The 24,983-nt window shown below is 38.5% G+C and carries 21 protein-coding genes; 8 read left to right on the forward strand and 13 right to left on the reverse strand.

The features are described from left to right. Positions 1 to 173 precede the first annotated feature (173 nt). Positions 174 to 1,364 (reverse strand): PQQ-dependent sugar dehydrogenase, encoded by a 1,191-nt coding sequence (locus PARC_RS07815; protein ID WP_010552632.1) that lies wholly within the window; start codon positions 1,362 to 1,364, stop codon positions 174 to 176. On the opposite strand from PARC_RS07815, the gene PARC_RS07820 reads away from it, so the two are divergent. Further along, a complete protein-coding gene (locus tag PARC_RS07820) occupies positions 1,349 to 1,801 on the forward strand; it encodes a hypothetical protein (protein WP_010552633.1) in 453 nt (150 codons plus the stop codon). The two genes, PARC_RS07815 and PARC_RS07820, sit on opposite strands and share 16 nt — an antisense overlap. Before the next feature lie 103 nt (positions 1,802 to 1,904). Here PARC_RS07820 and PARC_RS07825 read toward each other — a convergent pair whose 3' ends face one another. The 4 genes from PARC_RS07825 to PARC_RS07840 all read right to left on the reverse strand — a co-directional run bounded on the left by PARC_RS07825 (position 1,905) and on the right by PARC_RS07840 (position 7,975). Further along, entirely contained in the window at positions 1,905 to 3,104 is a 1,200-nt protein-coding gene (locus PARC_RS07825; protein WP_010552634.1) for an Nramp family divalent metal transporter, read from the reverse strand. A 504-nt stretch (positions 3,105 to 3,608) separates the two neighbouring features. Continuing rightward, positions 3,609 to 4,871: a valine--pyruvate transaminase gene (locus PARC_RS07830; RefSeq protein WP_010552635.1), complete on the reverse strand. Its 1,263-nt coding sequence runs from the start codon at positions 4,869 to 4,871 to the stop codon at positions 3,609 to 3,611. Between the two features lie 136 nt (positions 4,872 to 5,007). Next, positions 5,008 to 5,667 (reverse strand): glutathione S-transferase, encoded by a 660-nt coding sequence (locus PARC_RS07835; protein ID WP_010552636.1) that lies wholly within the window; start codon positions 5,665 to 5,667, stop codon positions 5,008 to 5,010. Between the two features lie 13 nt (positions 5,668 to 5,680). Next, positions 5,681 to 7,975 carry a peptidase U32 family protein gene (locus PARC_RS07840; RefSeq protein ID WP_010552637.1) on the reverse strand — a complete coding sequence of 765 codons (2,295 nt, stop codon included), beginning with the start codon at positions 7,973 to 7,975 and terminating at the stop codon, positions 5,681 to 5,683. A 296-nt stretch (positions 7,976 to 8,271) separates the two neighbouring features. Here PARC_RS07840 and PARC_RS07845 point away from each other — a divergent pair, with 296 nt between their 5' ends. The 3 genes from PARC_RS07845 (at position 8,272) to PARC_RS07855 (ending at position 12,607) form a co-directional block, all read left to right on the forward strand. Beyond that, positions 8,272 to 9,381 (forward strand): endonuclease/exonuclease/phosphatase family protein, encoded by a 1,110-nt coding sequence (locus PARC_RS07845; RefSeq protein ID WP_033013014.1) that lies wholly within the window; start codon positions 8,272 to 8,274, stop codon positions 9,379 to 9,381. Between the two features lie 292 nt (positions 9,382 to 9,673). Next, the gene (locus PARC_RS07850; RefSeq protein ID WP_238142571.1) at positions 9,674 to 11,998 is read left to right on the forward strand and encodes a tetratricopeptide repeat-containing diguanylate cyclase; all 2,325 of its coding nucleotides are present in this window, start codon (positions 9,674 to 9,676) and stop codon (positions 11,996 to 11,998) included. Positions 11,999 to 12,187: 189 nt separating this feature from the next. After that, positions 12,188 to 12,607 (forward strand): MAPEG family protein, encoded by a 420-nt coding sequence (locus tag PARC_RS07855; protein WP_010552640.1) that lies wholly within the window; start codon positions 12,188 to 12,190, stop codon positions 12,605 to 12,607. A 130-nt stretch (positions 12,608 to 12,737) separates the two neighbouring features. Here the strand turns inward: PARC_RS07855 and PARC_RS07860 are convergent, their stop codons facing one another. After that, on the reverse strand, positions 12,738 to 14,585 hold the full coding sequence (locus PARC_RS07860) for an ABC transporter ATP-binding protein (protein WP_010552641.1): 1,848 nt from the start codon (positions 14,583 to 14,585) through the stop codon (positions 12,738 to 12,740). Between the two features lie 150 nt (positions 14,586 to 14,735). Continuing rightward, on the reverse strand, positions 14,736 to 15,572 hold the full coding sequence (locus PARC_RS07865; protein WP_033013012.1) for a hypothetical protein: 837 nt from the start codon (positions 15,570 to 15,572) through the stop codon (positions 14,736 to 14,738). Positions 15,573 to 16,022: 450 nt separating this feature from the next. On the opposite strand from PARC_RS07865, the gene PARC_RS07870 reads away from it, so the two are divergent. Next, positions 16,023 to 16,490, forward strand: coding sequence for a GFA family protein (locus PARC_RS07870; protein ID WP_010552643.1), 468 nt, complete (start codon positions 16,023 to 16,025; stop codon positions 16,488 to 16,490). Between the two features lie 6 nt (positions 16,491 to 16,496). On the opposite strand, the gene PARC_RS07875 is transcribed toward PARC_RS07870, so the two are convergent. Then, complete coding sequence (locus tag PARC_RS07875; protein ID WP_010552644.1) at positions 16,497 to 17,294, reverse strand: class I SAM-dependent methyltransferase; 798 nt, start codon at positions 17,292 to 17,294, stop codon at positions 16,497 to 16,499. A 149-nt stretch (positions 17,295 to 17,443) separates the two neighbouring features. Between PARC_RS07875 and PARC_RS07880 the strand changes: the two genes are divergently transcribed. The 3 genes from PARC_RS07880 to PARC_RS07890 all read left to right on the forward strand — a co-directional run bounded on the left by PARC_RS07880 (position 17,444) and on the right by PARC_RS07890 (position 19,922). Continuing rightward, positions 17,444 to 17,836, forward strand: coding sequence for a hypothetical protein (locus PARC_RS07880; protein ID WP_010552645.1), 393 nt, complete (start codon positions 17,444 to 17,446; stop codon positions 17,834 to 17,836). 118 nt (positions 17,837 to 17,954) lie between these two features. Continuing rightward, positions 17,955 to 19,358 (forward strand): M28 family peptidase, encoded by a 1,404-nt coding sequence (locus PARC_RS07885; RefSeq protein WP_010552646.1) that lies wholly within the window; start codon positions 17,955 to 17,957, stop codon positions 19,356 to 19,358. 117 nt (positions 19,359 to 19,475) lie between these two features. Beyond that, positions 19,476 to 19,922 (forward strand): DUF4826 family protein, encoded by a 447-nt coding sequence (locus PARC_RS07890; protein ID WP_007580192.1) that lies wholly within the window; start codon positions 19,476 to 19,478, stop codon positions 19,920 to 19,922. 62 nt (positions 19,923 to 19,984) lie between these two features. Here PARC_RS07890 and PARC_RS07895 read toward each other — a convergent pair whose 3' ends face one another. From PARC_RS07895 to mnmA, 5 genes are all read right to left on the reverse strand, one after another. Next, entirely contained in the window at positions 19,985 to 20,443 is a 459-nt protein-coding gene (locus PARC_RS07895; protein ID WP_010552647.1) for a GNAT family N-acetyltransferase, read from the reverse strand. Positions 20,444 to 20,596: 153 nt separating this feature from the next. Then, positions 20,597 to 21,754: a ribosomal protein uL16 3-hydroxylase gene (locus tag PARC_RS07900; protein ID WP_010552648.1), complete on the reverse strand. Its 1,158-nt coding sequence runs from the start codon at positions 21,752 to 21,754 to the stop codon at positions 20,597 to 20,599. Between the two features lie 86 nt (positions 21,755 to 21,840). Then, positions 21,841 to 23,211: an adenylosuccinate lyase gene (gene purB / locus PARC_RS07905; protein ID WP_010552649.1), complete on the reverse strand. Its 1,371-nt coding sequence runs from the start codon at positions 23,209 to 23,211 to the stop codon at positions 21,841 to 21,843. Positions 23,212 to 23,242: 31 nt separating this feature from the next. Beyond that, positions 23,243 to 23,845, reverse strand: a complete 603-nt coding sequence (gene hflD / locus PARC_RS07910) for a high frequency lysogenization protein HflD (protein WP_010552650.1) — start codon at positions 23,843 to 23,845, stop codon at positions 23,243 to 23,245. Beyond that, positions 23,845 to 24,945, reverse strand: a complete 1,101-nt coding sequence (gene mnmA, locus PARC_RS07915; RefSeq protein WP_007580201.1) for a tRNA 2-thiouridine(34) synthase MnmA — start codon at positions 24,943 to 24,945, stop codon at positions 23,845 to 23,847. Before mnmA ends, hflD begins: the two co-directional genes overlap by 1 nt. Positions 24,946 to 24,983: the final 38 nt, after the last annotated feature.

Here is a 24,983-nt window from a genome sequence, read left to right on the forward strand (position 1 = left end):
GGCAATTAGAGACAAGAACGTTGTTAATAACATAATAAAGACGCTCACCTTAATCTTAAAACTAAAGGGGTTAACCCCTGATCTTACTGATCAAATTACTTAATTAACCAAAGTGGCTTATTGAAAGCCGCTACTTACTTTTAAAGCGCAGCGGCTTTTATTTGCTTTATGAATTAGTTTGCTGTCATCAACATTAGCTTTGCCTCTTTATCGTCTGTTAATACTGCGACGTTACCTTTATCAGTTATAAACACATCTCTTAACCTGCCTGCCGCTTCTGGAAATACGTGAGACTGCGTAAATTGACTACTTGCCAGATTAACGCTGTAGAGCTTTTTATCAACAAGGGTAGTGATAAGCACATGTTGCTGTAACGAAGGGAAGGCTGCATGTTTAGAGCCGTAATACGCCATGCCTGATGGCGCTATTGATGGCGTCCAATTAACACTTGGTTTTTGCATGCCTTTATATTCGGTAAATGGTGAAATACGCGCTTGCGAGTAATCTTTGCCATAGGTGATTACCGGCCAGCCATAATTAGTGCCAGCGGTTAAGTAGTTTAGCTCGTCACCGCCTGCAGGGCCGTGTTCGTTGCTAACAATTTGCTGCGTATCGTAATCATAAACTAAGCCTTGAGGGTTACGATGACCAAGTGAGTAAACAGCATGTGCATTTAGGTTTTTGTGATTAATAAATGGGTTATCTGTTGGAATGGTGCCATCTAGGTTTATACGTAATATTTTACCAAGTTGGCTGGTGATAACCTGTGCTTGCTCTCTAAAATCAAACCCATCGCCCGTTGAAACTAATAACGTATTGCCGGGTAGGACAAGGGCGCGTCCTGCGTAATGTTGCGGTGTGTTTTTATTAGTCGCTACTTTATAAATAACGTTAGGCTTTGAAAAGTCAGTGCCATTAAACGTGGCTTTGGCAACAACAAGCCTGTTTGCGCTTGCATCACCTTGGGCATAAGTAAAAATAATTTCTTTGGAGTTGTTATAATCTGGTGATAACACAATGTCGAGTAAACCACCTTGGCCTGCTACGTATAAACCTGTTAGGTTTAATTTTACTCTTGATTGCACGTTGTTTTTAACTATAACTACGTGGCCATCACGCTCTGTAATTAACCATGTGCCGTTTGGTAGTTCAACCATGCTCCACGGAGACTGTAATTGCGTAGCCAGTGTTTTTGTACTGTATTGCTCCTTTGGTAGCGCAACATCTGCATTAACAGAAAACGAAAAAAGCGAAAGCAAAGTAAAAAAGGAGATACATTGTTTACGGGGCAAGCCTTTGCTAGCATAACTAGTATAAGAGAAAAGCTTTATTTTAAGTTGAGATAACCATGTCGTTTTTAACACGTATATTGCCTTCATTTTTAGTTTCTTGGTTACTTACATTCACACTTGCTAGCTTGTTTCATAGCCAATACGTTGTCAATCAATTAGTTAATGTAGGTGTAGTGGTGGGCTTTAGTGATCGTGCTAGTTTAACGCTTGATGATTGGTTAGGCCTATTACCTACCTACGGCGCTATTATTGCCGTAGCACTTGCCATCGCTTTTTTTGTTACCGTAAAGCTTAATAAAAAGGTTAAAAAATACAGTACTCAGCTATTTGTTATTGCTGGCATTGTGGCATTTGCTATTGTGTTAATTGCCATTGAATCAATTATGAATATTCATATTATAGCGGGCGCAAGAGGCTGGGGTTTTTATGCTCAACTGCTTGCAGGCGCGGTAGGTGGTTTTGCGTTTTCGCAATTAGTTAAGGCAACTAAAAACCAAAAAGCGTGTTAGATGTGTGAATATAAGTACGGCTTATACGTTATTTAGTGATTAATAAATAAAGGCCGCTGTCTATTGTAAACAGCGGCCTTTAAATATGATTTTTAGAGTTAAATTAAAAAATTAAACTAATTAGTTTGTAGCTACTTAGCCCAAAAATTAGGATTAAAACGGGTAGGGTTACCAGGTTTAACACCAAAGAGTTAGTGTAGTTTCCCATAACCCCTTTTTGATTAACCAGCCATACAAGGTAGGTGCTAACAATAGGGAGTAATAACCCGTTAGCCGCTTGCGCGAATATAATTACCGCGACAGGGTCTAAACCGAGTGACGCCACAGCAGCACCAAACAATAAAATAACAATAGCGACGCCTTTAAAGCGCGTGTTACCCATATCGTTTGACCAACCTAACATGCCACACACAGCATAAGCACCGGCAAGTGGCGCTGTAATAGCACTTGTTAAACCTGCAGCAAATAAACCAATAGCAAAAAAGTAATGAGCGGCATCACCAAGCAATGGCTCTAGCTGCACGGCCATATTGGCCGCACTAATTTGCCCCGCATCGGTGCCATAAAATGCAACTGAAGCTGTAGATAAAATAGCTAAAGTGATCACACCGCCTAAAGTGATTGATAGGCCTGTATCAACATTTGTTTGTTTAATCACTTTTTGCATGTCGCTGTTACTGTCGTGTCTAGCAGCGAGTACGCCGGAGTGTAAAAATAAGTTATACGGCACAATGGTAGTGCCAACTAAAGCTAGTATGGTTGTAATCGAACCCTCAGGTATACTAGGAATAAAACCAGCAAATACATCACCCAGTGAAGGGGCTGCCATTACAAGTGTTGAGATAAACACTAAGCTCATTAAAATAACGAGTAAAATTAGCGCGTTTTCAACCACTTTATGTTTGCCGCTATACAGTAAAGCTGCACTAAAAAAAGCAATAAGTGGTGTCCATAGTTGAGGACTAACTTGAGGGAATATTTCAATTAATCCCATGCTAGCGCCACTTAAATTACCCGCTTCATAAGCTGCACTGCCCACACCAATGGCGCTAATGACTAAAAATATAGCTAAAGATTTAAATAAAGGCGTTTGAATATGTGCTCTGAGCGCTTGAGCTAAATCTTGCCCGGTAGCAACGCCAAGGCGCGCCGCCATAGATTGTAATAATATAGTGGCAACTACTGAAAACAGTAATGTCCATATAAGTGCAAAACCAAAGTTTGCACCTGCCACGCTGGCGGTAGTAATAGTCCCTGGTCCAATGAAGGCAGCGGTGACGAGTAGTCCTGGTCCTAATCGCATAATTGACCTTAATAGTGCTATTGCATGTTGCTATTTAAAGTTACATCTAACGTTTAAAACCAATATTTATACGCGATGCCTGTAGTGTTATTGCTGCCACTTTAATTAAGTGCCCTGCAGCGATTATCGCCCCTTGGCTGGTTCTTTTTTAATAAGTATAAGTTATACCAATCCGCAATAATACTTAATCAATTTGAGGGATTAAATCTGACGCTAACTGCGTTAAAAATTTCTGATATACGACTGCATGGATGCAGGAGGTAGAGCAATGCAGGAGCAATTAGTGATAACAACTAAATAACGAAATTTTTGCCTGGTTATCGACACGATTTTCCCACCTCAGAATAAATCACTTAATTAAGCGAATTGCTATTAAAAAAGGTCGAGTAGGATACCAACTTGTATATAAATTTAAAGGGGGTACAGTGCGTTTGCATGAATTTTAAACGAATATATAAGCGAGTTAAATGAGTGATGCCAATATTAATATCGGCATCAGTATATTTACTTTATTAGGTTTTTAATCGCTTCTAAGCCTTTTTTTAGGGTATCTGCATCGGTAGCATAGTTAATACGAATACACTCGTGCTTGTGCGCCCAGCTGTCGTCAATGCCGATAAAAAAGTTGTGACCTGGGATCACATACACGTCTTGCTTTTTAAGCTTTTGATACAACACCTCGCTTGTCATTTTTGCATCGTTAAACCACAGCCACATAAAAAATGCGCCTTCAACTTTGTGCAAATAAACAGGCAATTCGGCAAATACTTCATCAAACAACTCAATCGCTATGTGTGCTTTATTACGATAAAAGGGCAGTACAACGTTGCGGCACAGTGGGAGTAGTTCGTTGTCGTTAATTAAGCGTGTCACTAAGCTTGGACCAATACTATTTGGCGATAACACCATGCTGCCATTTACGCGGCCAATTGCTTTAATAATCTCATTGTTTGCAACCACAATACCGCTGCGTAAACCCGGTAGGCCAAGTTTTGAAAGTGACATACATAAAATAATGTTTGAGTTCCACGTTAGGTTTGCGTCGGTGTAAATACAACCTGGGAACGGATCGCCGTACGCGTTATCAATAATGAGTGGAATACCATATTGCTTAGCGAGCAAATCAAGGTGTTTTACTTCATCGTCAGTAATTACATTACCTGTTGGGTTAGTAGGGCGTGATACGCACAGCGCGCTTATGCTGCTGTCGTTTGCTAGTACTTTTTCAACTGCTTTAAAATCAATTACGTATTTAAACTGTTTTGATGCACTACCTGTATTTAAAATTTCGATATCAGGCTTTATGGCAACAAACATATCAGCCGATAAGCCTTGATCGGCATAACCTATGTACTCTGGCGCAAGGGGAAATAAAATCTTTTTATGGCTGCCATCCGGCATTTCGCCTGCCAACATATTAAACAACACAAAAAAGTTAGCTTGACTGCCATTACCAAGTGCTACGTTATCGGCGCTAATATCCCATGCATACTCTTTACTTAGCTGGCCTGCTAATGCCGCTCTAAACTCGTCGTTACCGGTTGGGCCGTCGTAAAGGCCAAATACTTGCGATACCTTATTACTGACAACGAGTTTTTGTAATTCACTTAAAAAAACCTCATTTACTTGTGGTACTAATGCGGGGTTACCGCCACCAAGCATAACAATATTAGGATTGTTGCTGTTTTTAGCACCACCTAAATCTTCCATTAACTGAGTAATGCCGTTGGGTTGTGTGAATTTAGTGCCAAAGTTTGAGTAGTTCATAATGCATAGCGTTTGTTAGTAATGGGGAGGGCAGTATAGCGTAAATAAAGGGCTTAAATTCGATGATGAGAATAATTCAATGCTTAGCTTTGTAGTTGGCTATGACAATGTAATTTCTTATAAAACAAAGGCTAAGTTAAGGTTTTTTAACGCCGTACAAAAACTCTTCGCCGCAGTCCATATACAAATCAAATTTGGTCATAACTTTGGTGAACATGGGGGCGTGTAAAAACTCGTTTAACCATGCGCGTACATGCGTGTATTCACTTTGTAAGTACCAATGTTTATCTACGCGGGCAAACTGTCTAATAAATGGCAGCAGGGCATAATCGGCTAGACTTTTTTCATCGCCCATTAAGTATTTATGCGTGGTTAGCTTTACTTCAAATTGCTTAATAAATTCTTCGCAGGCTTTTTGGTAATAAATTTGTGCCATGTCTTTTGTGCGAGCATAAAATTTGTACTTTTCGAGCACGGGTTTAAATTGCGTGTCGTTTAGCTTAATTAACTCAAGCATGCGCTCAAGTGCTAATGGGTCTTGAGTATGCAGTAAATTATACGGATCGTTTTGCTTTAAAGCCCAGAGCATAATATCTAGGCTTTCATCTATAACTTGATTATTCGGCAATAATAAAACAGGCACTGTACCTTTTGGCGATATTTGCAAAAGATGCGGTGGCTTATTTTTAGTTTTTATAGCGCGTAGTAGCACGTGTTGCTCTGCCATTAAAATACCCATTCGTGCACGCATTGCGTATGGGCAGTGTTGTAATGAATATAATAATGGCAATGTCATTTTAATACTTACCTTAGCTGTTTAAGCCTTCAACATATTGCTGACGTGTTTTTACTTTTACCATGTGATTTAACTGATCAGCTGCTTGTGTTTTCCCGCTAATTAAATCCTGAAAATGCGCAAGTAACACGGCTTTATCGAGTTTTTCTTTATCGCCTGAGCCAATGTCGGTTAAATCAATCATAAACTCGTCAAACTTGTCAGCGTAATCGGTCACAATATCCATATTTAAAAATTGCTCGTGGTTATAAATGCTCGGGTAGCCGCCTTTTTGTTTATCAATAGCAAAGCTAATGCCTTTAACATTGGTAACGGTTGTTTCTTTTTTACAGCTCAACATACAGCTTGCGTCAATACGTGGTTTTTTACAGCCAACGGTTTGCTGGAAAAAACATTGTCGGCTGGTCATCATTAGTATTGGATGATAAATGCTGTACATCATTTTAAAGTTGTTAGGGCGTTTAATATTACGCATTTGTGGTTTGTTTATTTCGTTTGAAATAAACGCGCCTTTTGCGTTTAAATCTTCTTGTAGTGTTAGTAACGCATAAGAGTTTGTAGTGTTTAACAACGGACCTGCAATCCAGTCAAGACCCATTTGCACTGCTTTAAATGCTACGCCTGTGTTGTTACTAATAATAAGCTTAGGTTTTACAACCTCGAGCAAACGCACTGCTTCTTCAAAATCTTTACCAATTAATACCGCCGGGAACCACGGAATTAACTGCGGGTGCTCTAAAAATACGTTGATGTATTTATCGTTATCGGTTCTAAAGCTCTCAGGTAATTTAAAGTAAACATCGCCATCTGTTAAATCACATAGGTGAACGTCTTTTATGTCCGATATTAAAATGGAGAGTGTTGTTTTGTTTTTATCTGCTTTTTCGTGATTCACCAATTTAGGCAGTTCAACAGGGGCGAGTACGTCTTTACCTTCGTTTAATAAAAACGCGACTTGCTTTTTAATACGGGCGAGCTCTTTAAACGGAATGCTTAAGTTATTGCCTAAGTTTGAGTAATCCATATTTTTAATTTCAAAATTAGCATTACTAAAGCTTTTAAAACGTTTATCAATAGCAGCAATATCAACAACCGATTTATCGGCGGTTTGCATAGGCATTTGCGATTGAACTTCAAAGCGTAGGGGCTCTTTTTCGTTTTTATTCGAAAGCGTAATATCGTTTTTATCTTCAATAATTATGTTTACAGTGAATGGCTGATTTAATTGCCCTGTAAATTCTAATGTAAGCTCGCGCTTTGAAATATCTAAAAATTCAATTTTCTTTTTAACTAACGAATCAATTTCACTTTTTTGAGTAGAAAGCTCTTGCTGTGCATCGTAAATTTGCACGACCGAAATTGCGTTGTTTTTTTCATTTGCGTGATCAAAACTATGGTCGCGCGGGTTATCGGTAAACATGTTTTTGGTCATGTCGCCGGTTAAAAACTTATTAGTAAAGTTACGGTTAAATACTTTATACAAGCTTGAGTCGTCTTCAATTAGGTTACCGGTTTGCACAAACGTGTCTATTTGTTTGCGCCAGCTATCAATAACCGTATGTACGTAGTTAGCGCCTTTAATACGGCCTTCTACCTTTAACGAATCAACACCTGCGGCTACCAGCTCTGGTAGGTCAAAATAAGCTGAATTGTCTTTTAAGTTTAACGGATGTTTGTTACCCATCGCCGTTGGCTCGTATTCGTCACGACATGCTTGCGAGCAGCGACCACGGTTACCCGAGTTACCCACACTTACCGAGCTTGAGTAACATTGCCCTGAAAACGCAATACATAATGCGCCGTGCACAAATACTTCGGTTAATACGTCGCATTTATGCGCTACGTCGGTCAGTATTTTAATTTCAGTTAAGTTAAGCTCGCGCGATAAATTTACACGTGTAGCGCCAATGCGCGCTAAAAACTCAACTTGTGATTCGTTATGTGTAGTTAACTGAGTTGATGCGTGAATATGTAAAGTAGGAAAGTGTTTTTTAACAATATTGAACAACCCTAAATCTTGCACAATAATGCCGTCGAGCGTGGTATTTACTAGCTGGTTTAATAGCTTAAATAGCGCACCCATTTCGTGCTCTAATATAACTACATTTAGCGTTAAAAAAATCTCACAGCCGTATTCATGGGCTAGGCGAAGTGCGCCGTTAAGCTCATCAAACGAAAGATTAGACGCTCGGTTACGTGCATTAAAGGTATCTAACCCACAATAAACCGCATTAGCACCGGCTACAATGGCGGCTTTTACCGCGTTTACATCACCGCCTGGGGCTAATAGTTCAATCTTTCTACTCATTACAATGTCGCTTCGCTCATATTTAATTGCCGCGAATTTTATCTGGTTAAGCACGTTAATGCTATTTATTGAGGGATATAATAAAGACTAAAATAAAAGAGTGTATAAAATTACAATTAAGCAGGCTGATTTATTACGTAAACATGTAATAAAATGATAGTTTATAAGCAAGCAACACTTTCAACTTTACTTAGGCGATACCCATCAGCAATCAAGATCTTAAACAGTTAGATACAGATTTAAACCGTGAAGAATCTGTAATTATTAACACCCAACTAAAAATAGCCACATTTAACCTGTTTAACTATCTTGAGCCACCCAATGCATACTATGAGTTTGAGAAAATTTATACCGCGCAGCAGTGGGCTAAAAAGCAGCGTTGGATTGTTGATTACTTAACAGAGCATACCCCTGATGTGATTGGTTTTCAGGAAGTGTTTAGTATTGATTCGTTAAAAGAGCTAGTGGGCGGGCAAGGCTATAATTACTTTGCAGTAGTTGATACACCCGAGGTGATTGATGACTTTATTTATAAACGCCCCGTGGTAGCAATTGCCTCTAAATACCCGATAGTTGAGGTAGCAGCGGTTGAACACGATAGTGAGCTTGCAAGTACGCTTGGCCTTAATAGTGAGTTTACTTTTAGTCGTAAGGTATTGAGAGCGACCGTTACTTTACCGCACATAGGCAATACTGATTGTTATGTGGTGCATTTTAAATCTAAGCGCCCAATGATTAATGTTGATGAACACAACAAAGAGCTAGCGCCCGAGCAAAACATAATTGAGATTTTAAAAGCAAATGTAGCGGGTGGGTGGGGCTCAACTATTCAGCGTGGCAGTGAAGCTACATTGCTAATGATGCAAATGATTACTCGCCGCGAAGCTACGCAGCAACCCATGCTATTAATGGGGGACTTTAATAATGAACTTGCGGATGGCGTATTAAGCCATTTACTGACGAGTACGCTACGCTTTGCTCCTGCGTTTGATGCTAAAACCTACTTAGCAAAATATTGTTTAAATGATTCATGGGATTTGTTTGTTAAGTCGCAGCTAAGTAATAATGAGGTTTTTAGCGATGAAGCAATAACAAACGATGTACAAAGTGATTGTGATAGCAATAACAGCGAGATTGTTGATTCAGCAGATAAAAGCCAAGTAAAAAATATAAATATAACAAAGACAGCACCGTTAAGGCCGCCAACACATTATTATGGCGCGAGCAGCTCTGTGCTTGATTACATTTTATTGTCGTGTGAGTTTGACGCTAGCTACGATGACAGCTTTTTTGAAGTAAGCGCTTATAACACTTACGACAGGCACTTAATAAACCCCGAGTATGAGCGTGATGATTTAACTACCGACCACGGTGTTGTATTGGTTTCCCTTAAACTAAGAAGCTAGGTTTTCTCATTTAATAACTTACAGCGTACGATTAAGCTAAAAAAGAATTAAGCTGCAATATGCATAATTATGCTAAAATCATAAATTAACAATTACCCATATTGCAGCGAAACTTGACCTGCAGTCTTTATGTGTATATTTTATCGCCAGAATTTTTGCATTAAATTAATAACAAATCACTAAAATGGTAAATATGGAATTTTACACTTACTCGTATCACACGCGAAAGATGGACTTAACTTCGCAAGTACACACTTTCTTCGTAAATCGAATTTATAATTCTAAATTGTTAGTGAAAGCTTTGCTTTTTGCTTTGTTTATTAGTTTAAGTAGCGCTTACGCGCAAGAAACCACCTCATACAGTTTAATCAATGAATCTAATGCAGGGCTGCTAAAAAGAGCCGAATTACTTATGGATACTGACGTTATAACAAGTATCGAACTAAGTAAGGCGTTGTTGTTACAAGCGCAAAGTGCTGATGACACGTTACTCAGCGCAAAATTACATAACTTATTAGGTAAAGCGAATAAAAAAAATAACAATATTAATGAATCGCTTCATCACTTTTCACAATCCTCAGCTTATTACAGTAAATTAAATGATTCACGCAACCAAATAAAGGCGTCTATTAATTATATAAAAATATTATTAGATGAAAAACGTTATGACGAACTTGCTAACCGCATTGAAACTTTATTACCAACAACGCTTGTGTATGGCGATAAGTTTTTTATAGCACAAGTACTCCTAACAAAGGGGGATTCGTTTTATGAACAAAGAAAATACAATGACGCGATCACGCAATATTCATCTGCTTTAAAATACCTTGTAAATAAAGACGTACAAATACAAAAACAGTTAGGTGAAACGTATAAAAAATTAGCTCAGTCGTATAAGCGCCTTGAAAATAGAGAGCAAACGGCTCATTTTTATACCAAAGCTTTAGAGATATATACTAATTTAGATGATTTAAAGTTGATGGCGCGTACATTAAATACACTAGCAGAAGCGCAGCGCTATTTAGACAACTTAGTTTTAGCCCTTGATTACTCGACTCGTGCATTAGAAATACATAAAGAAATTGACGATCCTGTTGGCTTGGCTAAAGCATTATTAGGTGCTGGTATTATTTATCGACATATCAACCTTTATGAAAAATCACTTAAGCATATAAATGAGGCATATTTATATTATAAAAAAGTAAATAACGTGCTTGGGATTGCTAAAACATCCAATCAAATGGGGCTGCTATACACACGATTAAAGCAGTTTGATCAGGCCGAGATTTTCTATCAAATAACCATTGATTTACCAAAAGGTGTGGTCGAGGAAAAAACGCTCGCGTCGGCCTTAAGAGAAATGGCTGTTATTAACTATGAGTCTGGCGACTTAGAATCAGCGATGAAATTTGCTCAGAAAGCTTACGTAACTTATAAAACCAAAAATCTTACATCCTACATTTCTATAACGGCGCGTATTATTGCTAATATTTATCGTGCCCAAGGGAATAAAAACAAGGCTATAGAGTATTACAAAGAGTCGTTGTCGTTCGCCAGAGAAACGGGCAGTAAGCTTTATGAGATAAAGTCGCTAACAGCGCTCGCGGGGATTTTAATTGGTATTGATACAAATGAGGCGATTTCTTTACTAAAAAGGTCACTCGCTTTATCAACCGAAATAGATGATAAGTTACATATGCTATACGCTTATCGTGAAATTCGAATAGCAGAAAAACAGCGTGGACGAATAAATGAATCACTACGTTACGCGGAAGAAGAAATAGCCCTGACCGGAATCATTCAATACGAAAGAGACGAAAGTAAGCTTGCTCTTGAAAAAGCACATTTGCATTCTCACAAAATGGAAATAGAGCTGGAAACGTTAAGAGAAAAAGAAAAACTCCATCAACTTGAGCTTGAAAAGAAAAACAATGAAATTGAAATATCTGGCCAAGCTAGGGTTATATCAGAGCTAGAGCTTGCAAAAAACAAATACGCGAGTATTGCGCTCGCATTTTTATTAGCCGCTTGCTTAGCTATTGTTTTATTGGTTTATCGAAGCTTTATTGCCTCTAAAAAACGTAATGAAGAGTTAGACTATTTGGCCGCGAGAGACCCTTTAACCAATTGTTATAACCGCCGTATTTTATTTGAGATTATGAATCGCAACTTTTTGGATTTACCTCAGATTGAAGAATATTGTATTTTAATGGTCGATATTGACCATTTTAAAAGCGTTAACGATACTTATGGGCATAGCATTGGCGACACCGTACTTTGTGGCGTTGCCAGTCTTTTACAAACCAATATACGTACGAGCGATAGCGTTGCCCGTTTTGGTGGCGAGGAATTTTGTATTATTTTACCCAACACGACTCAAGAGCAAGCAATACGTATTGCTGAAGCTATTCGTATTAAAGTAGAAAAAGCGATATTTGATGATATTCCTGTTACGTGTAGTTTTGGGGTTACGTCTATTAAATTTAAAGCCAGAACACCTTCTGAGTTAATTGAACAGGCCGATTTAGCACTTTATGAGGCTAAGTCTTTGGGTCGTAATCAAGTTGTGTTGTGGGATTGTGCGTTTGAAGAGTTTAAGCTTTTTAGATCGGAGTAAATCCAACAGTATACAGCTCAGTTTTGATGTTATTTTTAAAATCATAACAAGTAAATTTTATACAACGCCGTGAGTTACTTACATATGTAATTAGGTTTATTAAATTAACCCTTTAAATATCAGTGTATTAATTTAGGCTTTAAAATTGCATTCTAAACTAAGTTAAAAAACAAAATAAGGGATTTAGTAATGACTGAAGTTGCACTTTCGGCCTATTTGGCATTTTACCTCTATTTAATTATGTTGCTTGTACAGTGGGCTGTGGCTACGTTTAGCAAAGCTAAAGAGCCAAATGCTGTACCAGGTAAAATTGACGAGGATTTATCGCACGATAGCTTTATATTTAGAGCGCATCGTACGTTTCATAATACGCTTGAAAACAGTGCATTATTTATAGGTACGGTGTTATTTGCGTTTGTAATTAATTATCAAAGCCCGATTTTTGCTATGTGTATTTGGGTGTACTTAATTGCGCGCTTAATTCACATGGCGCTGTACTACGCTATAGCAACGGAGAAAAACCCAAGTCCACGTAGTTACTTCTTTTTAATTGGTGTGCTTGCTAATGTGGTTATGCTGATAATGATAGGGTTAAGACTAACCTCTTAATTTATAAAAAAGTTATAAACTCTATTTATAACTTTAAACAAAAAAGCGAAGAGCCTTTAAGGCATCTTCGCTTTTTTGTTTAGGTAGCAGCAGAATATAAACCACGTCTACAGTAAGGTAATATTAATGGCTAATCGACGCCTATAAACCCGCCTGTTTGGTGTGTCCATAGAGCTGCGTATATTCCACCCTTAGCGATTAGTTCTTCATGAGTGCCTTGCTCAACTACGCCGCCGTCATCAAGTACTATTAACCTATCCATTTGTGCAATGGTTGAGAGCCTATGCGCTATCGCGATTACTGTTTTGCCTGTCATTAAGTCATCAAGACTTGCCTGAATTGCCGCTTCTACTTCTGAGTCTAGTGCGCTGGTGGCTTCGTCGAGTATAAGTATTGGTGCATTTTTAAGTAGCACACGTGCAATAGCAATACGTTGGCGTTGACCGCCCGAAAGAGTAACACCGCGTTCGCCCACTTGTGCATCAAAGCCTTTGTTACCTTTGCTATCTACCAAGTCGTTTATAAACTCAAGTGCTTTAGCTTGTTTGGTGGCGTTGATCATCTCAGCTTGCGTTGCATCGGGGCGACCATACAAAATGTTGTCTTTTACTGAGCGATGAAGCAGGGAAGTGTCTTGCGTAACCATCGCTATGTAGCGGCGTAGGCTTTCTTGGCTTACATCTGTGATGTTTTGCCCATCAATTTTTATTGTTCCTGAGTCGGTATCGTAAAAACGCAGTAATAAGTTAACAAGCGTTGATTTACCTGCACCAGAGCGGCCGACTAAACCAATTTTTTCGCCAGGCTTAATGTTTAAGTTTAAACCGTTCATTACTGGGCTTCGATTAGTCTCGTTTGCTGCTTTGCCGTAGTTAAAGTGTACGTTGTTAAACTCAATGGCACCTTGGCTTACGTTAAGCGTATCGGCATTTGGTTTATCGGCAACTTCAATAGGGTTAGACAGTGTTTTTATACCATCGGCTACGGTGCCAATGTTTTCGAACAAGCTGCTTATTTCCCACATGATCCACTGCGCCATACCGTTTAATCTAAGCGCTAAACTAACAGCAACTGCAATGGCACCTGCGCTAATTGCACTAAGCGACCATAAATAAAGTGATACTGCGGTAACCGAAAATACTAATAAATAATTTAAGCTTTGAATAACAAAGTTTAGGCTGGTTACCAAGCGCATTTGTTTGTACACAGGCTGCAAAAATACATCCATGCTTTGTTTTGCGTATTGCTCTTCACGCTGGGTATACGAAAACAATTTAATAGTAGAAATATTTGTGTAGCTATCAACAATTCGACCGGTCATTTCTGAGCGCGCATCAGCTTGTGAGCTGGCAATTTTTTTAAGGCGAGGTACAAAATAAAGCTGTACGCAAATGTATAAAACTAACCAAACCAGTAAAGGGATCATTAAGCGCCAATCAGCTTCGGCAACTAAAAAGACCATTGAGCCAAAATAAACCACTATGTACATTAATACATCGAGTAGTTTGGTCACTGTTTCGCGAACGGCTAAAGAGGTTTGTAATACTTTGGTGGCTATTCTTCCTGCAAACTCATTTTGATAAAAGCTCACACTTTGGCGCAGTAAATAACGATGCGCTAACCAGCGAATCGACATAGGATAATTGCCCAGTAATGCTTGGTGCAAAATAGCAGAATGAAAAAATACGACTACGGGCAATACCAGTAAGAGCATGACAGCCATTTTGATAAGTTCTGATTTTTGCTCTACAAACAAGGTTTCGGGTGTGTAGGCCGTTAACCAATCAACAAGCTGCCCCATATAGCTAAATAAAGAAACCTCTAAAATAGCGAGCATGGCGGCGCTGATTGACATTAGCACCAACGACAGTTCCATTCCTTTGGTGTAGTGACGACAAAAAGCAAATAAAGTCGAAGGCGGCTGAGTAGGTTGATCCTCAGGAAATGCTTTTGTCATTTTTTCAAATAATCGATACATTTTAAAAACTTAAATGGCAAATAATGGTGGCTATTATACCATTTAAGTATTTTTAAATGCAGGTTTGTAAGGTATTAATTGTGAATATGCTAGAGCGTTATTAATATAAACTTATGTATAAAAGAACACCTAAAAACACTTCACTTACTTTTATAGCATTGGGTTATTTAGCTTTGTACCTTTGCTCATGTATAAATCGTCATATCTGAGGCCACCATTTCCGTAAGGCTTTTTAATTGGGCCTGTATTACAGTTTGCTAAAAAATATATAAGAGGTTGTTCGCGCTTCATTCTAAATTGTGCATTTTTATACACCAGTGTTTGCTTGCTAAATTCACCACCTTTTACGTAAACATCATATTGCTGACCTTGCTCTGAGGCTGCTGCGTTATTAACAACATACCATACGTCGTACCAGGTATTTGTTTGCAGTGGCTTGGCCGATTGTTTGGTAGTGTAGTTTTGAATGTTGCTATACCCGCTGTCGGTTTTAACCATTAATGCGCCATCGTTTACAAGCCCGTTTGATTCTGTTTTATCGGTTACGCGAAGTGTAGGCTCAAACGCATCGTACGCATGTTTATTAATTAGCTCTGGCGTAAGGTTGCTTAATCCAAAAGCATGGTTATTAGGAAAAGCAGCCACGTTTATACGCATATAAAATGTGTAGGTGTCACCAACTTCAACCGCTTGTGGAAGTTTTGTATAAGAAAGCGCTTTACGATTTCCTACAATGCCCTCAGCCGCAGGCTTTTTTAGTAAATAATGATTTGTTGATGAGTTTGCTTGTTCTGGTTGTATAACTGTTATTTGTGGGTTTTCAACCTGTGGCTTAGTTTCATTTTGGGTATCGACACTCTGCCACTTGCTAAGTGAATTTTCAAAGTCATCAATAAGTAGCCAGTCGCTTGACGTGTTTTTAGAAATGGTTGAACACGACGCTAACGCGCTTAACAAACATAAAAGTGACATGTGTTTACAATGCATAATTGGCTCTCAGTAAGTTTAGGTTTTTTGGTTAACCAATTATTGTTTTGGCTATAACTTTAAAGTAAAGGTTATGTAACCAATTTAATGTTTTTATGTCAATCATTAAACAAATAGGTATGGCGTGGGAATTGCGGAGATATAAAAATTATTATTCCATTCAGAAAATTAACCAGTAAACTTATCCATTAAATCAACTCAGCAAATTTCAGCTGAGTTTAAAATAATTTAATAGTTAGGGTGTTATATGTATACGGGTTCGTGTTTGTGCGGTGAGGTAAGCGTTGAAGTGTCGGGCAGTATAACTAGGGCGTGTTGATCTTTATGGATTGAAATTTGTTCAATCTAGGGGCGATTTAATCGCGGCGCAAGGTTTGTAACCTAGTGGGCTAAGTAAAAACCGAGCAACAAAGAGTCAATCGTCCCTAGAAAGAACCCAAAGGGCAGCGCATGTTTGGCATCTATGCTGCGTTATCGCCTATGTATGGGGAACAACCACATATCATAGGCTCTGCCTTGCCTAAATACCAAACACACTGCTGCAAATTCAACCACCAAAGAACAACACGCCCTACTATTATTCATTGTCATTGTTCACTGTGCAGAAAAAACAGCGGGACTGCATTTGCAACCAATGGCTTTGTAAATATAGATGACTTCACAATAACTAAAGGGCAGGCACTACTTAGCGAGTATAGTTTTAAAGTAGGGCGTACTCGTTACTTTTGTAAATGTTGTGGCTCGCCAGTTTATAGTAGCAATAATGATGACAAAAGCAGAATACGAATTCGTTTAGGAATATTTGATAGCGATATTACTGAGCAGGTTTTATCGCATAATTTTGTTACGTCTAAAGCTAACTGGGAGAAGTTAGAAACAAGCTTACCGTGCTATGAAAAACATGAACCTGGACGGTAACGCGTTTTATTCAATGTGGTAAATGCTGTTAATACTTTTATAAAGGTTTGGTGCAAAATTTATAAACACAGGTGAGTTTTGTATTTCATCAACGTTTATGTGCATTAATGTTTGCTGGCTTAGTATGATCACTATATTTTTGTATTCGTTAAACTCTATTATCGCTAAGCACTTAAAATGTTGCCTTAAAAGTACTAAAAGCATTTGCAGCTCTTGGCCAGTTTGTGGGTTTAAATTAATGATTACTTGCGTATTTTGCTCACTGCAGCTATTTATATTTTGCCAAAAGCTATCGCTGGTTAAAAAAGGCTGGTGATATTCACCACTAAAAATATCGATAGTGATTACGTTAAAGTGATCAGTGCATTGGGAAATATATTGCTCGGCGCATTGTAAATAGGTGCTGTGCTTAATTGGTAACTTAAAGTGCTGGGCAGCAATTAAGGCAATGCTTGGGTTTATTTCTACCGTGTTAAATGTATTGATGGTGTTTATGTAAGGCGTATTACTTTGTAAGTGATACATAATTCGCTCAAACCCTGCAGTGCCTAAACCTAAATTTAATATATTTAGTGTATCTACCGGTTTAAGTAAAAATAACATCATACACTGGTTTACAGGTACTATTACTTGCTCAGGGTGTATAAGGTTCATAACGCCCTGAATTGTAATGTCTTCATTGGCTTTTTGTGCAAGCGTTAACCAACGGTATTCTTTATTTTGATACACGCATACGGGGCCGTATGCACTTTGCTGCGACTCAATAAGGTTACTTTTAATTGTATCTTCTTTTAGCTGACGCATAACTTAAACTATTAATATATACACAATGACAGTGTGCCACGAAAAACACATTTTTTTATAGATTATTGTGTAACAAGGTTTGTAATTTAACCTCTAAATATAATATTGTATTAGCAATTAATTACTTAGACGTTATTCAAGGATTGAAAATGAGAACATTTATTTGCGCTGTTCATTTTGTGTGTGCTCAGTGGATGAAAAAATTAGACTCAAGAAATAAAAATACGGCCATCAATGCTGCAGCATTGTTAGCCATGATATCTACTGTATATAGTTTTCTTTTAGCTATGACGTTTGACCTTCACTACTTAGATAAAATAATCAGTACTTTTAAGCAAAACCCTTTACTTATTGGTGCTCTATTTTACGCAATCGTAATTGGAATTGTGTTTTTAATTTTGGGTGATTTTAACGGTTATAGAAGTAGAGTTAGATCTTGTATAAATAAAGGGAGCTTTAAAAAATATATTTTAGGAATAAAGCTGTGGATGTTTGGGTTAATTCCTATGACCGGTATTATGTTGATTGTACGACTCAATTAACTCTCTAAGTATTACTATAACTGCGCTTTAGCGTGCTCCTTTCTACATCTACCTCAAATGTATTGCCATAAAATCTTAGTTAAGTAATGGTTACACTATAATAATTAGGAGCTAATAGATGCTTAAAACACCTTTGAAAATCACAACAACGTTACTCAAATTTACTGCAATTGCAGGCGCTTGCACACTTGCATTATCAGCACATGGTGAAACGCAATTACAATATACCGACCAACAAAAGTTACACGATATAGCAAGTGAAGTGTCGGCTACCCGTATCGGTAGTGACATTCAAACGCTGGTGGATTTTGGTACTCGCCATACGCTTTCAGAGACTAAATCGGATACGCGAGGTATTGGTGCGGCTAGGCGTTGGATAAAAAAAGAATTTGAAAAAATATCTGTGCAGTGTGGTGGTTGTCTGGAAATTATTGAAGTAAAGGACACTATATCGGGCGAAAAACGCATTCCTAATCCTGTTGAAGTGGTTAACATAGTGGCTATTCAACGTGGGTCGAGCGAGCCGAATCGCATGGTAATGATGTCGGGTGATATAGATTCACGTGTAAGTGATGTTATGGACTTTACTAGCGACTCTCCTGGGGCAAATGATAACGCATCGGGCGTTGCAGGAGTAATAGAAGCAGCTCGTGTTTTAAGTAAATACAAATTTAATGGTTCGGTAGTTTACGCGGCGCTTTCGGGCGAAGAGCAAGGTTTGTTTGGCGGTAAAATATTAACGGCTTATGCACAAAAGCATAACTGGCAAGTTCATGGCGTTTTAAACAACGATATGATTGGCAATATTACCGGTATTAATGGGGTAACTAATAACACGACTGCACGTATATTTTCAGAAGGTACCCGTGTTGTAGAAACAAAAGAGCAAGCTAATACTCGGCGCTTTACAGGTGGTGAAGTTGATTCTGCGAGTCGTAATTTAGCTCGCTACATAGATACTATTGCTGACAGATATATTCCTAATTTAGATACAATGCTTGTATATCGATTAGATAGATTTGGCCGTGGTGGGCATCACCGTCCATTTAATGATGCAGGTTTTGCAGCAGTGCGTATTATGGAAACTAACGAGCACTACGATCGTCAGCATCAAGATTTACGCACTGAAAATGGTGTTGAGTATGGTGATACCATTGAAGGTGTTGATTTTGATTATACGGCTAAGTTAACTTCACTTAATGCGGTAACGATGGCGTCTATGGCGTGGGCACCCGCACCGCCAAAAGAAGTTAAAATAAAGGGCGCTGTTACAGCTGATACGTCGTTTTCATGGCAAGAAAGCAGTGATGAAAATATTGCTGGCTATAAAATTTATTGGCGTTACACGAGCGAGCCGCAATGGCAGTTTAGTAAATACGTTGGTAAGGTTTCACAGTACACACTTAAAAACGTAGTGATTGATAATTATTACTTTGGTGTAGCCTCTGTTAGTAAAGACGGGATTGAGTCTCCAGTAGTTTTTCCGGGTGATGTAGGTTCGTTTGATCACAATATAAAATAATAGTTTGGCTAAAAACACAGCAAACAGAGCGCTTTAAGGTGCAAACGACCTTTTTATACTTGCACCTTATTTACTAAGCCCTTAGAGTGTTAAAAAAGAAGTAAAAGGTTATTAAAAATGCAACAACAAGAAAAAAAGCCGTTAACAGCAAAAGAGCAAGTTATAACTGATGAGCAAAGAATGCAGTGGCAACGCGAATGTTTTCAAGCAGCGCAAAAACATTTAGCCGAAAAGGGCATTATGCCAAAATCAGTAGTTGATAAAGACAGCCGATTTTTAGCACCACTTTGTGCAATGTGGAAATTTAAAGCCCAAAACGGTAAAACATATTGGGTAGTAACAGGGCGCTTACCTACAGATCATGCTGAAGTAAGTGCAGCTACAGATGCTCGCGATGCAATGCGTTATTTTTCTTTGCAGTGGCAATTAAAAGCGGATCAAATTATGAGTACAGGCGCGCGTGATAAAACGCAGGTAGATTTTGCTAACTTACTTATAAATAGAGCACATGGCTTGTACGAAATGTATGATAATGAACCACTATGGGCAAATGAACCAAAGTAACTACAGTTTGGGTTAAGTAACAATGTAGAGGGTGATAGCTTATTTATTGCCCTTTTCTTTATCTAATGGACAAGTGTGAAGGGGGTTGTATTAAATGCTGAAACAGAGCATTGCATACGCTGTCTAGGAATTCCCGCCTCCATAAAAACATTTCCTTGCTGAATAAAGCCATTTCGCTTAAAACGCTCTACCTCATTTAAAATACAATTAATGCTAACTTCTTCAATGCCTTGGTTTGACGCTAATTCAACAATAAAGTTGAGAAGCGATTTATATACTTTGCGATTACGGTGCTCGGGTAATACAGCTATTCTGCCGATTAAGCCATCTGTACACAGCCGACCTGTTGCAATAGGGCAGTTTGCATCGTCTGTAACAAGTACATGTAATGCAATTTTATCTAGGCTATCAAATTCGATGTGCTTGGGGATATGTAACTCGTAAACAAAAACTCGCTCTCGAATTTTTTGTAGCATATCTTTTTTTATATCCCACTCAACCTTATCAACCAGATAGCCCATTGCAAACTCCTATTGATAGCCAATTAAAATGAGTAAGCAATCACAGCAAAATTATTTAAGCCAATATCAGGTGAAAATTAAAATTTTTAACTAACCTGTATAAATAATATTTTACGCTGCAAAATGCTCACCATTATAATAAAATTGGTATTATTACTCTTGGTCTATATTAAACCAAAGCCCCTCATTAACAAGTGTAGTAAAAGTTTGAGTAAAAACTAAACTTGGGTTTGTTAAATTTAATGCTGAACTTTCAAATTCAGTATTATCGGTAAGTAGTTTTACCGCCGCTAAGTCAGTTAATGGCATAGCGTAATTTTCACCGTTTACACTTAATAACACTTCGGTATCGAGTTGCTGATAAATAGCACGCGTGCCACCTAAACGCTCAAACACAGTTTCTTCATCACTTAAATCATCGCTTATTTGCTCAGGTGTAAATGGAGGTTCTACTGGTGCTAAATCCATTTCATGTTTGGGCTGACTAAGCGTTGAGCCTAACCATTGTTTAAATAAATCGTCATTTTCTAAAAGTGCCGCCATCAGTGTTTTAACTTTATCAACTTCAAGGTTTGTAAGTTCACCTTTTGATTTTCTTAATGTGATGTTGTGATCGGTATAACGTTTTTGTCCGCTTTCGGTATCAATAATATGATCGGCAAAGCTCGACAATAAATCTTGTTGATTTGGCGCCCTAAAACCAACTGAATAATTTAGTGCATTTTCTACAGAGTAACCTTCGTGAGGGCACCCTGGTGGAATATACAAAATATCGCCTGGTTCTAATATGCAATCTATTACGGCTTCAAAAGGTTCAACTTGCAGTAATTTTTTGTTTTGAGCAAACTGCTTAAGTGTTGGGTCGGGTAAGCCTACACGCCAATGACGTTTACCTTCGCCTTGAATAATAAATACGTCGTATTGGTCTAAATGTGGACCAACACCACCATTAGGCGTTGAATAGCTGATCATTAAATCATCTATGCGCCAGTTGGGAATAAACCTAAAAGGTTCTAGCAGTTGTGCAGCATCGCTATGCCAGTGATCAACTGCTTGAACGAGTAAAGTAGAGTGATCGTCGGTTAACTGCTCAAAGTCTTCAAATGGACCTTGGTGCGTTTGCCAGTCATTTTTATGATTGGTGATAATACGTGACTCTATGCTTTCTTCCATTGCTAGGCCTGCAAGTTCATTAGCATCAAGCGGGTCTTGAAAATTAGCAAAACCTTGTTTGATTAAAAGCGGCTTTTTTTGCCAAAAATGGCTTAAAAACTCTTGCTCAGACAAATTATTTATTTTTAATTGATACATACATTATGCCTACTAGTTAGTGCAATGGGGTTAAAAAAAAAAGCGAAAGGATGATCCTTTCGCTTTTTAAAAGAGTAATTTAGTTTTTAAACTAAATCATCAATAAACTCAACAGCACGACCAATGTAATTAGCAGGTGTTAGTTTTTTCATTTCTACTTTAGCGTGCTCAGGAAGGTCTAAACCATCGATGAAGTCAGCCATTATTTCTTGATTTACACGTTTGCCGCGTGTTAAATCTTTAAGTTTTTCGTATGGCTTTTCAATACCATATTTACGCATAACTGTTTGAATCGGCTCGGCTAGCAATTCCCAGTTTTGATCAAGCTCGTCAGCTAAACGTTGCTCGTTTACTTCAAGCTTGCTCACACCTTTAAGTGTTGATTGGTATGCAATAATTGCATAACCCATACCTACACCTAAGTTACGTAATACGGTTGAATCAGTAAGGTCACGCTGCCAGCGAGAAACTGGTAATTTTTGTGCAAGATGAGCAAAAATAGCGTTTGCTAAACCTAAGTTACCTTCTGAGTTTTCAAAATCAATTGGGTTAACTTTATGTGGCATTGTTGATGAGCCAATTTCGCCAGCAATTGTTTTTTGCTTAAAGTGATTAAGGGCAATGTAACCCCACATGTCACGGTCAAAATCGAGCAGTATAGTGTTAAAACGTGCAATTGCGTCAAACAACTCTGCAATATAGTCATGCGGTTCAATTTGTGTAGTAAATGGGTTTAGTGTTAAGCCTAAACTTGATACAAATTTATCTGCATGTGTATGCCAGTCGTAATCAGGGTACGCGCTAAGGTGTGCGTTGTAGTTACCTACAGCACCGTTAACTTTACCTAGCATCTCTACTTGTGCAATTTGCCCGCGTTGACGCTTTAAACGCATATATACGTTAGCAAACTCTTTACCCATAGTTGATGGTGTAGCAGGTTGTCCGTGCGTACGAGTCATCATTGGGATTGTTTTGTATTCAATTGCTTTAGCTTTAATTGCGCTTAAAAGTTCATCGCAATAAGGAAGTAAAACATTTTTACGCGCTTCGCTTAGCATTAAACCATGAGATAGATTGTTAATATCTTCTGAAGTACAAGCAAAGTGAATAAATTCGTTTATTGCATGAAGCTCACTGTTATCGGCTACTTTTTCTTTTAGTAGGTATTCAACCGCTTTAACATCGTGATTTGTAGTGCGTTCTATATCTTTAACGCGTTGTGCATCAGCTTCACTGAAGTTATCTACAATGGCGTTTAGAAGTGCATTAGCTTCTTCGCTAAATGCAGGTACTTCTTTAATATCGCTTGCTGCAGCTAACGCTTGCAACCAACGCACTTCAACAATTACGCGGTATTTGATTAAGCCAAATTCGCTGAAAATACTGCGTAGTTCAGTGGTTTTGCTGCCGTAGCGACCATCCACTGGAGAGATAGCCGTTAACGCTGAAAGCTCCATAATAACTCCTAAATTTTAGTTTGAACGATAGTTAAATTTTTGTTTTAGCAATGGCGAGTATTTTTCTTTTTGCAAAGAAAAAGTGACGGCGTTTACCGCCCATTTGTCGCCATAATACTGCACTTCTAATGCCGGCGAGTAATAACGCACGGATTTTATTTTGAGTGAGTTGCTGTTTTAATAACTCGGGTTTGCCATAAACCTGTATTCGGTGCCCAAGGGGGCTCAGCACCGACGAGTATATATCTGCTAAACCGGCAACAACGCTCTCGTCGGTAATAGCAAAGTGGTCTAAACGACGATGAATATCATCAATTCGTTTACCTAATTCGTTTAAGCTTTTGTCGTTTGCACTTAGTGCTCGCTCAAGCTGCATTAAACCACCTACGTACTTTACAATTTCAACATCTTTTTGAGCGCCTGCGGTTAGCTGCGCCATTAATGTTTTGTAACCATCACGTAAGTTGTCAGTACCTTGGTAAACATCTTCTGGCGATGCCGGAGATATTTGAATAATACTTGAAAGTAAGATTTCTAAATCATGTTCGTTATTGTTGCCGTACTGGGCAATTTTTTGAACTTGTTTAGCAGCCTGGCACATGGCGGCAAGCGCCATGACTTGGTGTTCATTCATTACTTAATCACCGAATCAATAATACCGCCACCTAAACAGATATCTTCTGCGTAAAATACGGCAGATTGACCAGGCGTCACTGCTTTTTGTGGCTCGTCGAACAATACGCGGGCCATGCCGTCTTCACCTACAAGTAGGGTACAGCTTAAGTCTTCTTGGCGGTAACGCGTTTTTACTGTGCAGCGAGTTGTGCCTTTAGGGCCAATACGGTCTACCCAGTGAAGTTGGTTTGCGTTAAGACCGTTGCTGTATAGGCGAGGGTGATCTTTACCTTGGCCCACAATAAGTACATTTCGCTCAAGGTCTTTATCTACTACGTACCAAGGCTCACCAGAACCTTCTTTCATTCCACCAATTAACAAGCCTTTGCGTTGTCCAAGTGTGTGGTACATTAAGCCTTCGTGTTCGCCTACGTTATTACCGTCTGTGTCTTCGATAACGCCAGGTTGTGCTGGTAAGAACTTTTGTAAAAAGTCTTTAAATTTACGCTCACCAATAAAGCAGATACCTGTGCTGTCTTTTTTATCGTGAGTGATTAGGTCTTGTTCTTCTGCTATGCGGCGTACTTCTGGTTTTTCGATATCGCCTACAGGGAATAACGTTTGGCCAATATGTTCATGGCTTAGAGTATATAAGAAGTAGCTTTGATCTTTATTGTTATCAAGTCCGCGACACATTACGTATTTGTCATCGCGAAGCTCACGGCGAACATAGTGACCTGTTGCAATAAAGTCAGCACCGAGTGCTTGAGCAGCAAATTCTAAAAAGGCTTTAAATTTAATTTCTTTGTTACACATTATATCTGGGTTAGGTGTACGACCTGCTTTGTACTCAGCTAAAAAGTACTCAAATACGTTGTCCCAGTATTCTGCTGCAAAGTTAACAGTGTGAAGCTCAATGCCTAACTTATCACACACTGCTTGTGCATCTTTTAAGTCATCAGCAGCAGCACAGTATTCATCATTGTCGTCTTCTTCCCAGTTCTTCATAAACAGGCCTTCTACTTGGTAGCCCTGTTGTTGTAATAAATATGCAGATACAGAAGAATCAACACCGCCGGACATGCCAACAATGACTTTAATGTGACTATTTTCGCTCATGAATAATTTCGCTTATACAGATTGCTGTTAACTTGGAA

Origin of the sequence: Pseudoalteromonas arctica A 37-1-2 (genome assembly GCF_000238395.3) — a bacterium.
Taxonomy (GTDB): Bacteria; Pseudomonadota; Gammaproteobacteria; order Enterobacterales; family Alteromonadaceae; genus Pseudoalteromonas; species Pseudoalteromonas arctica.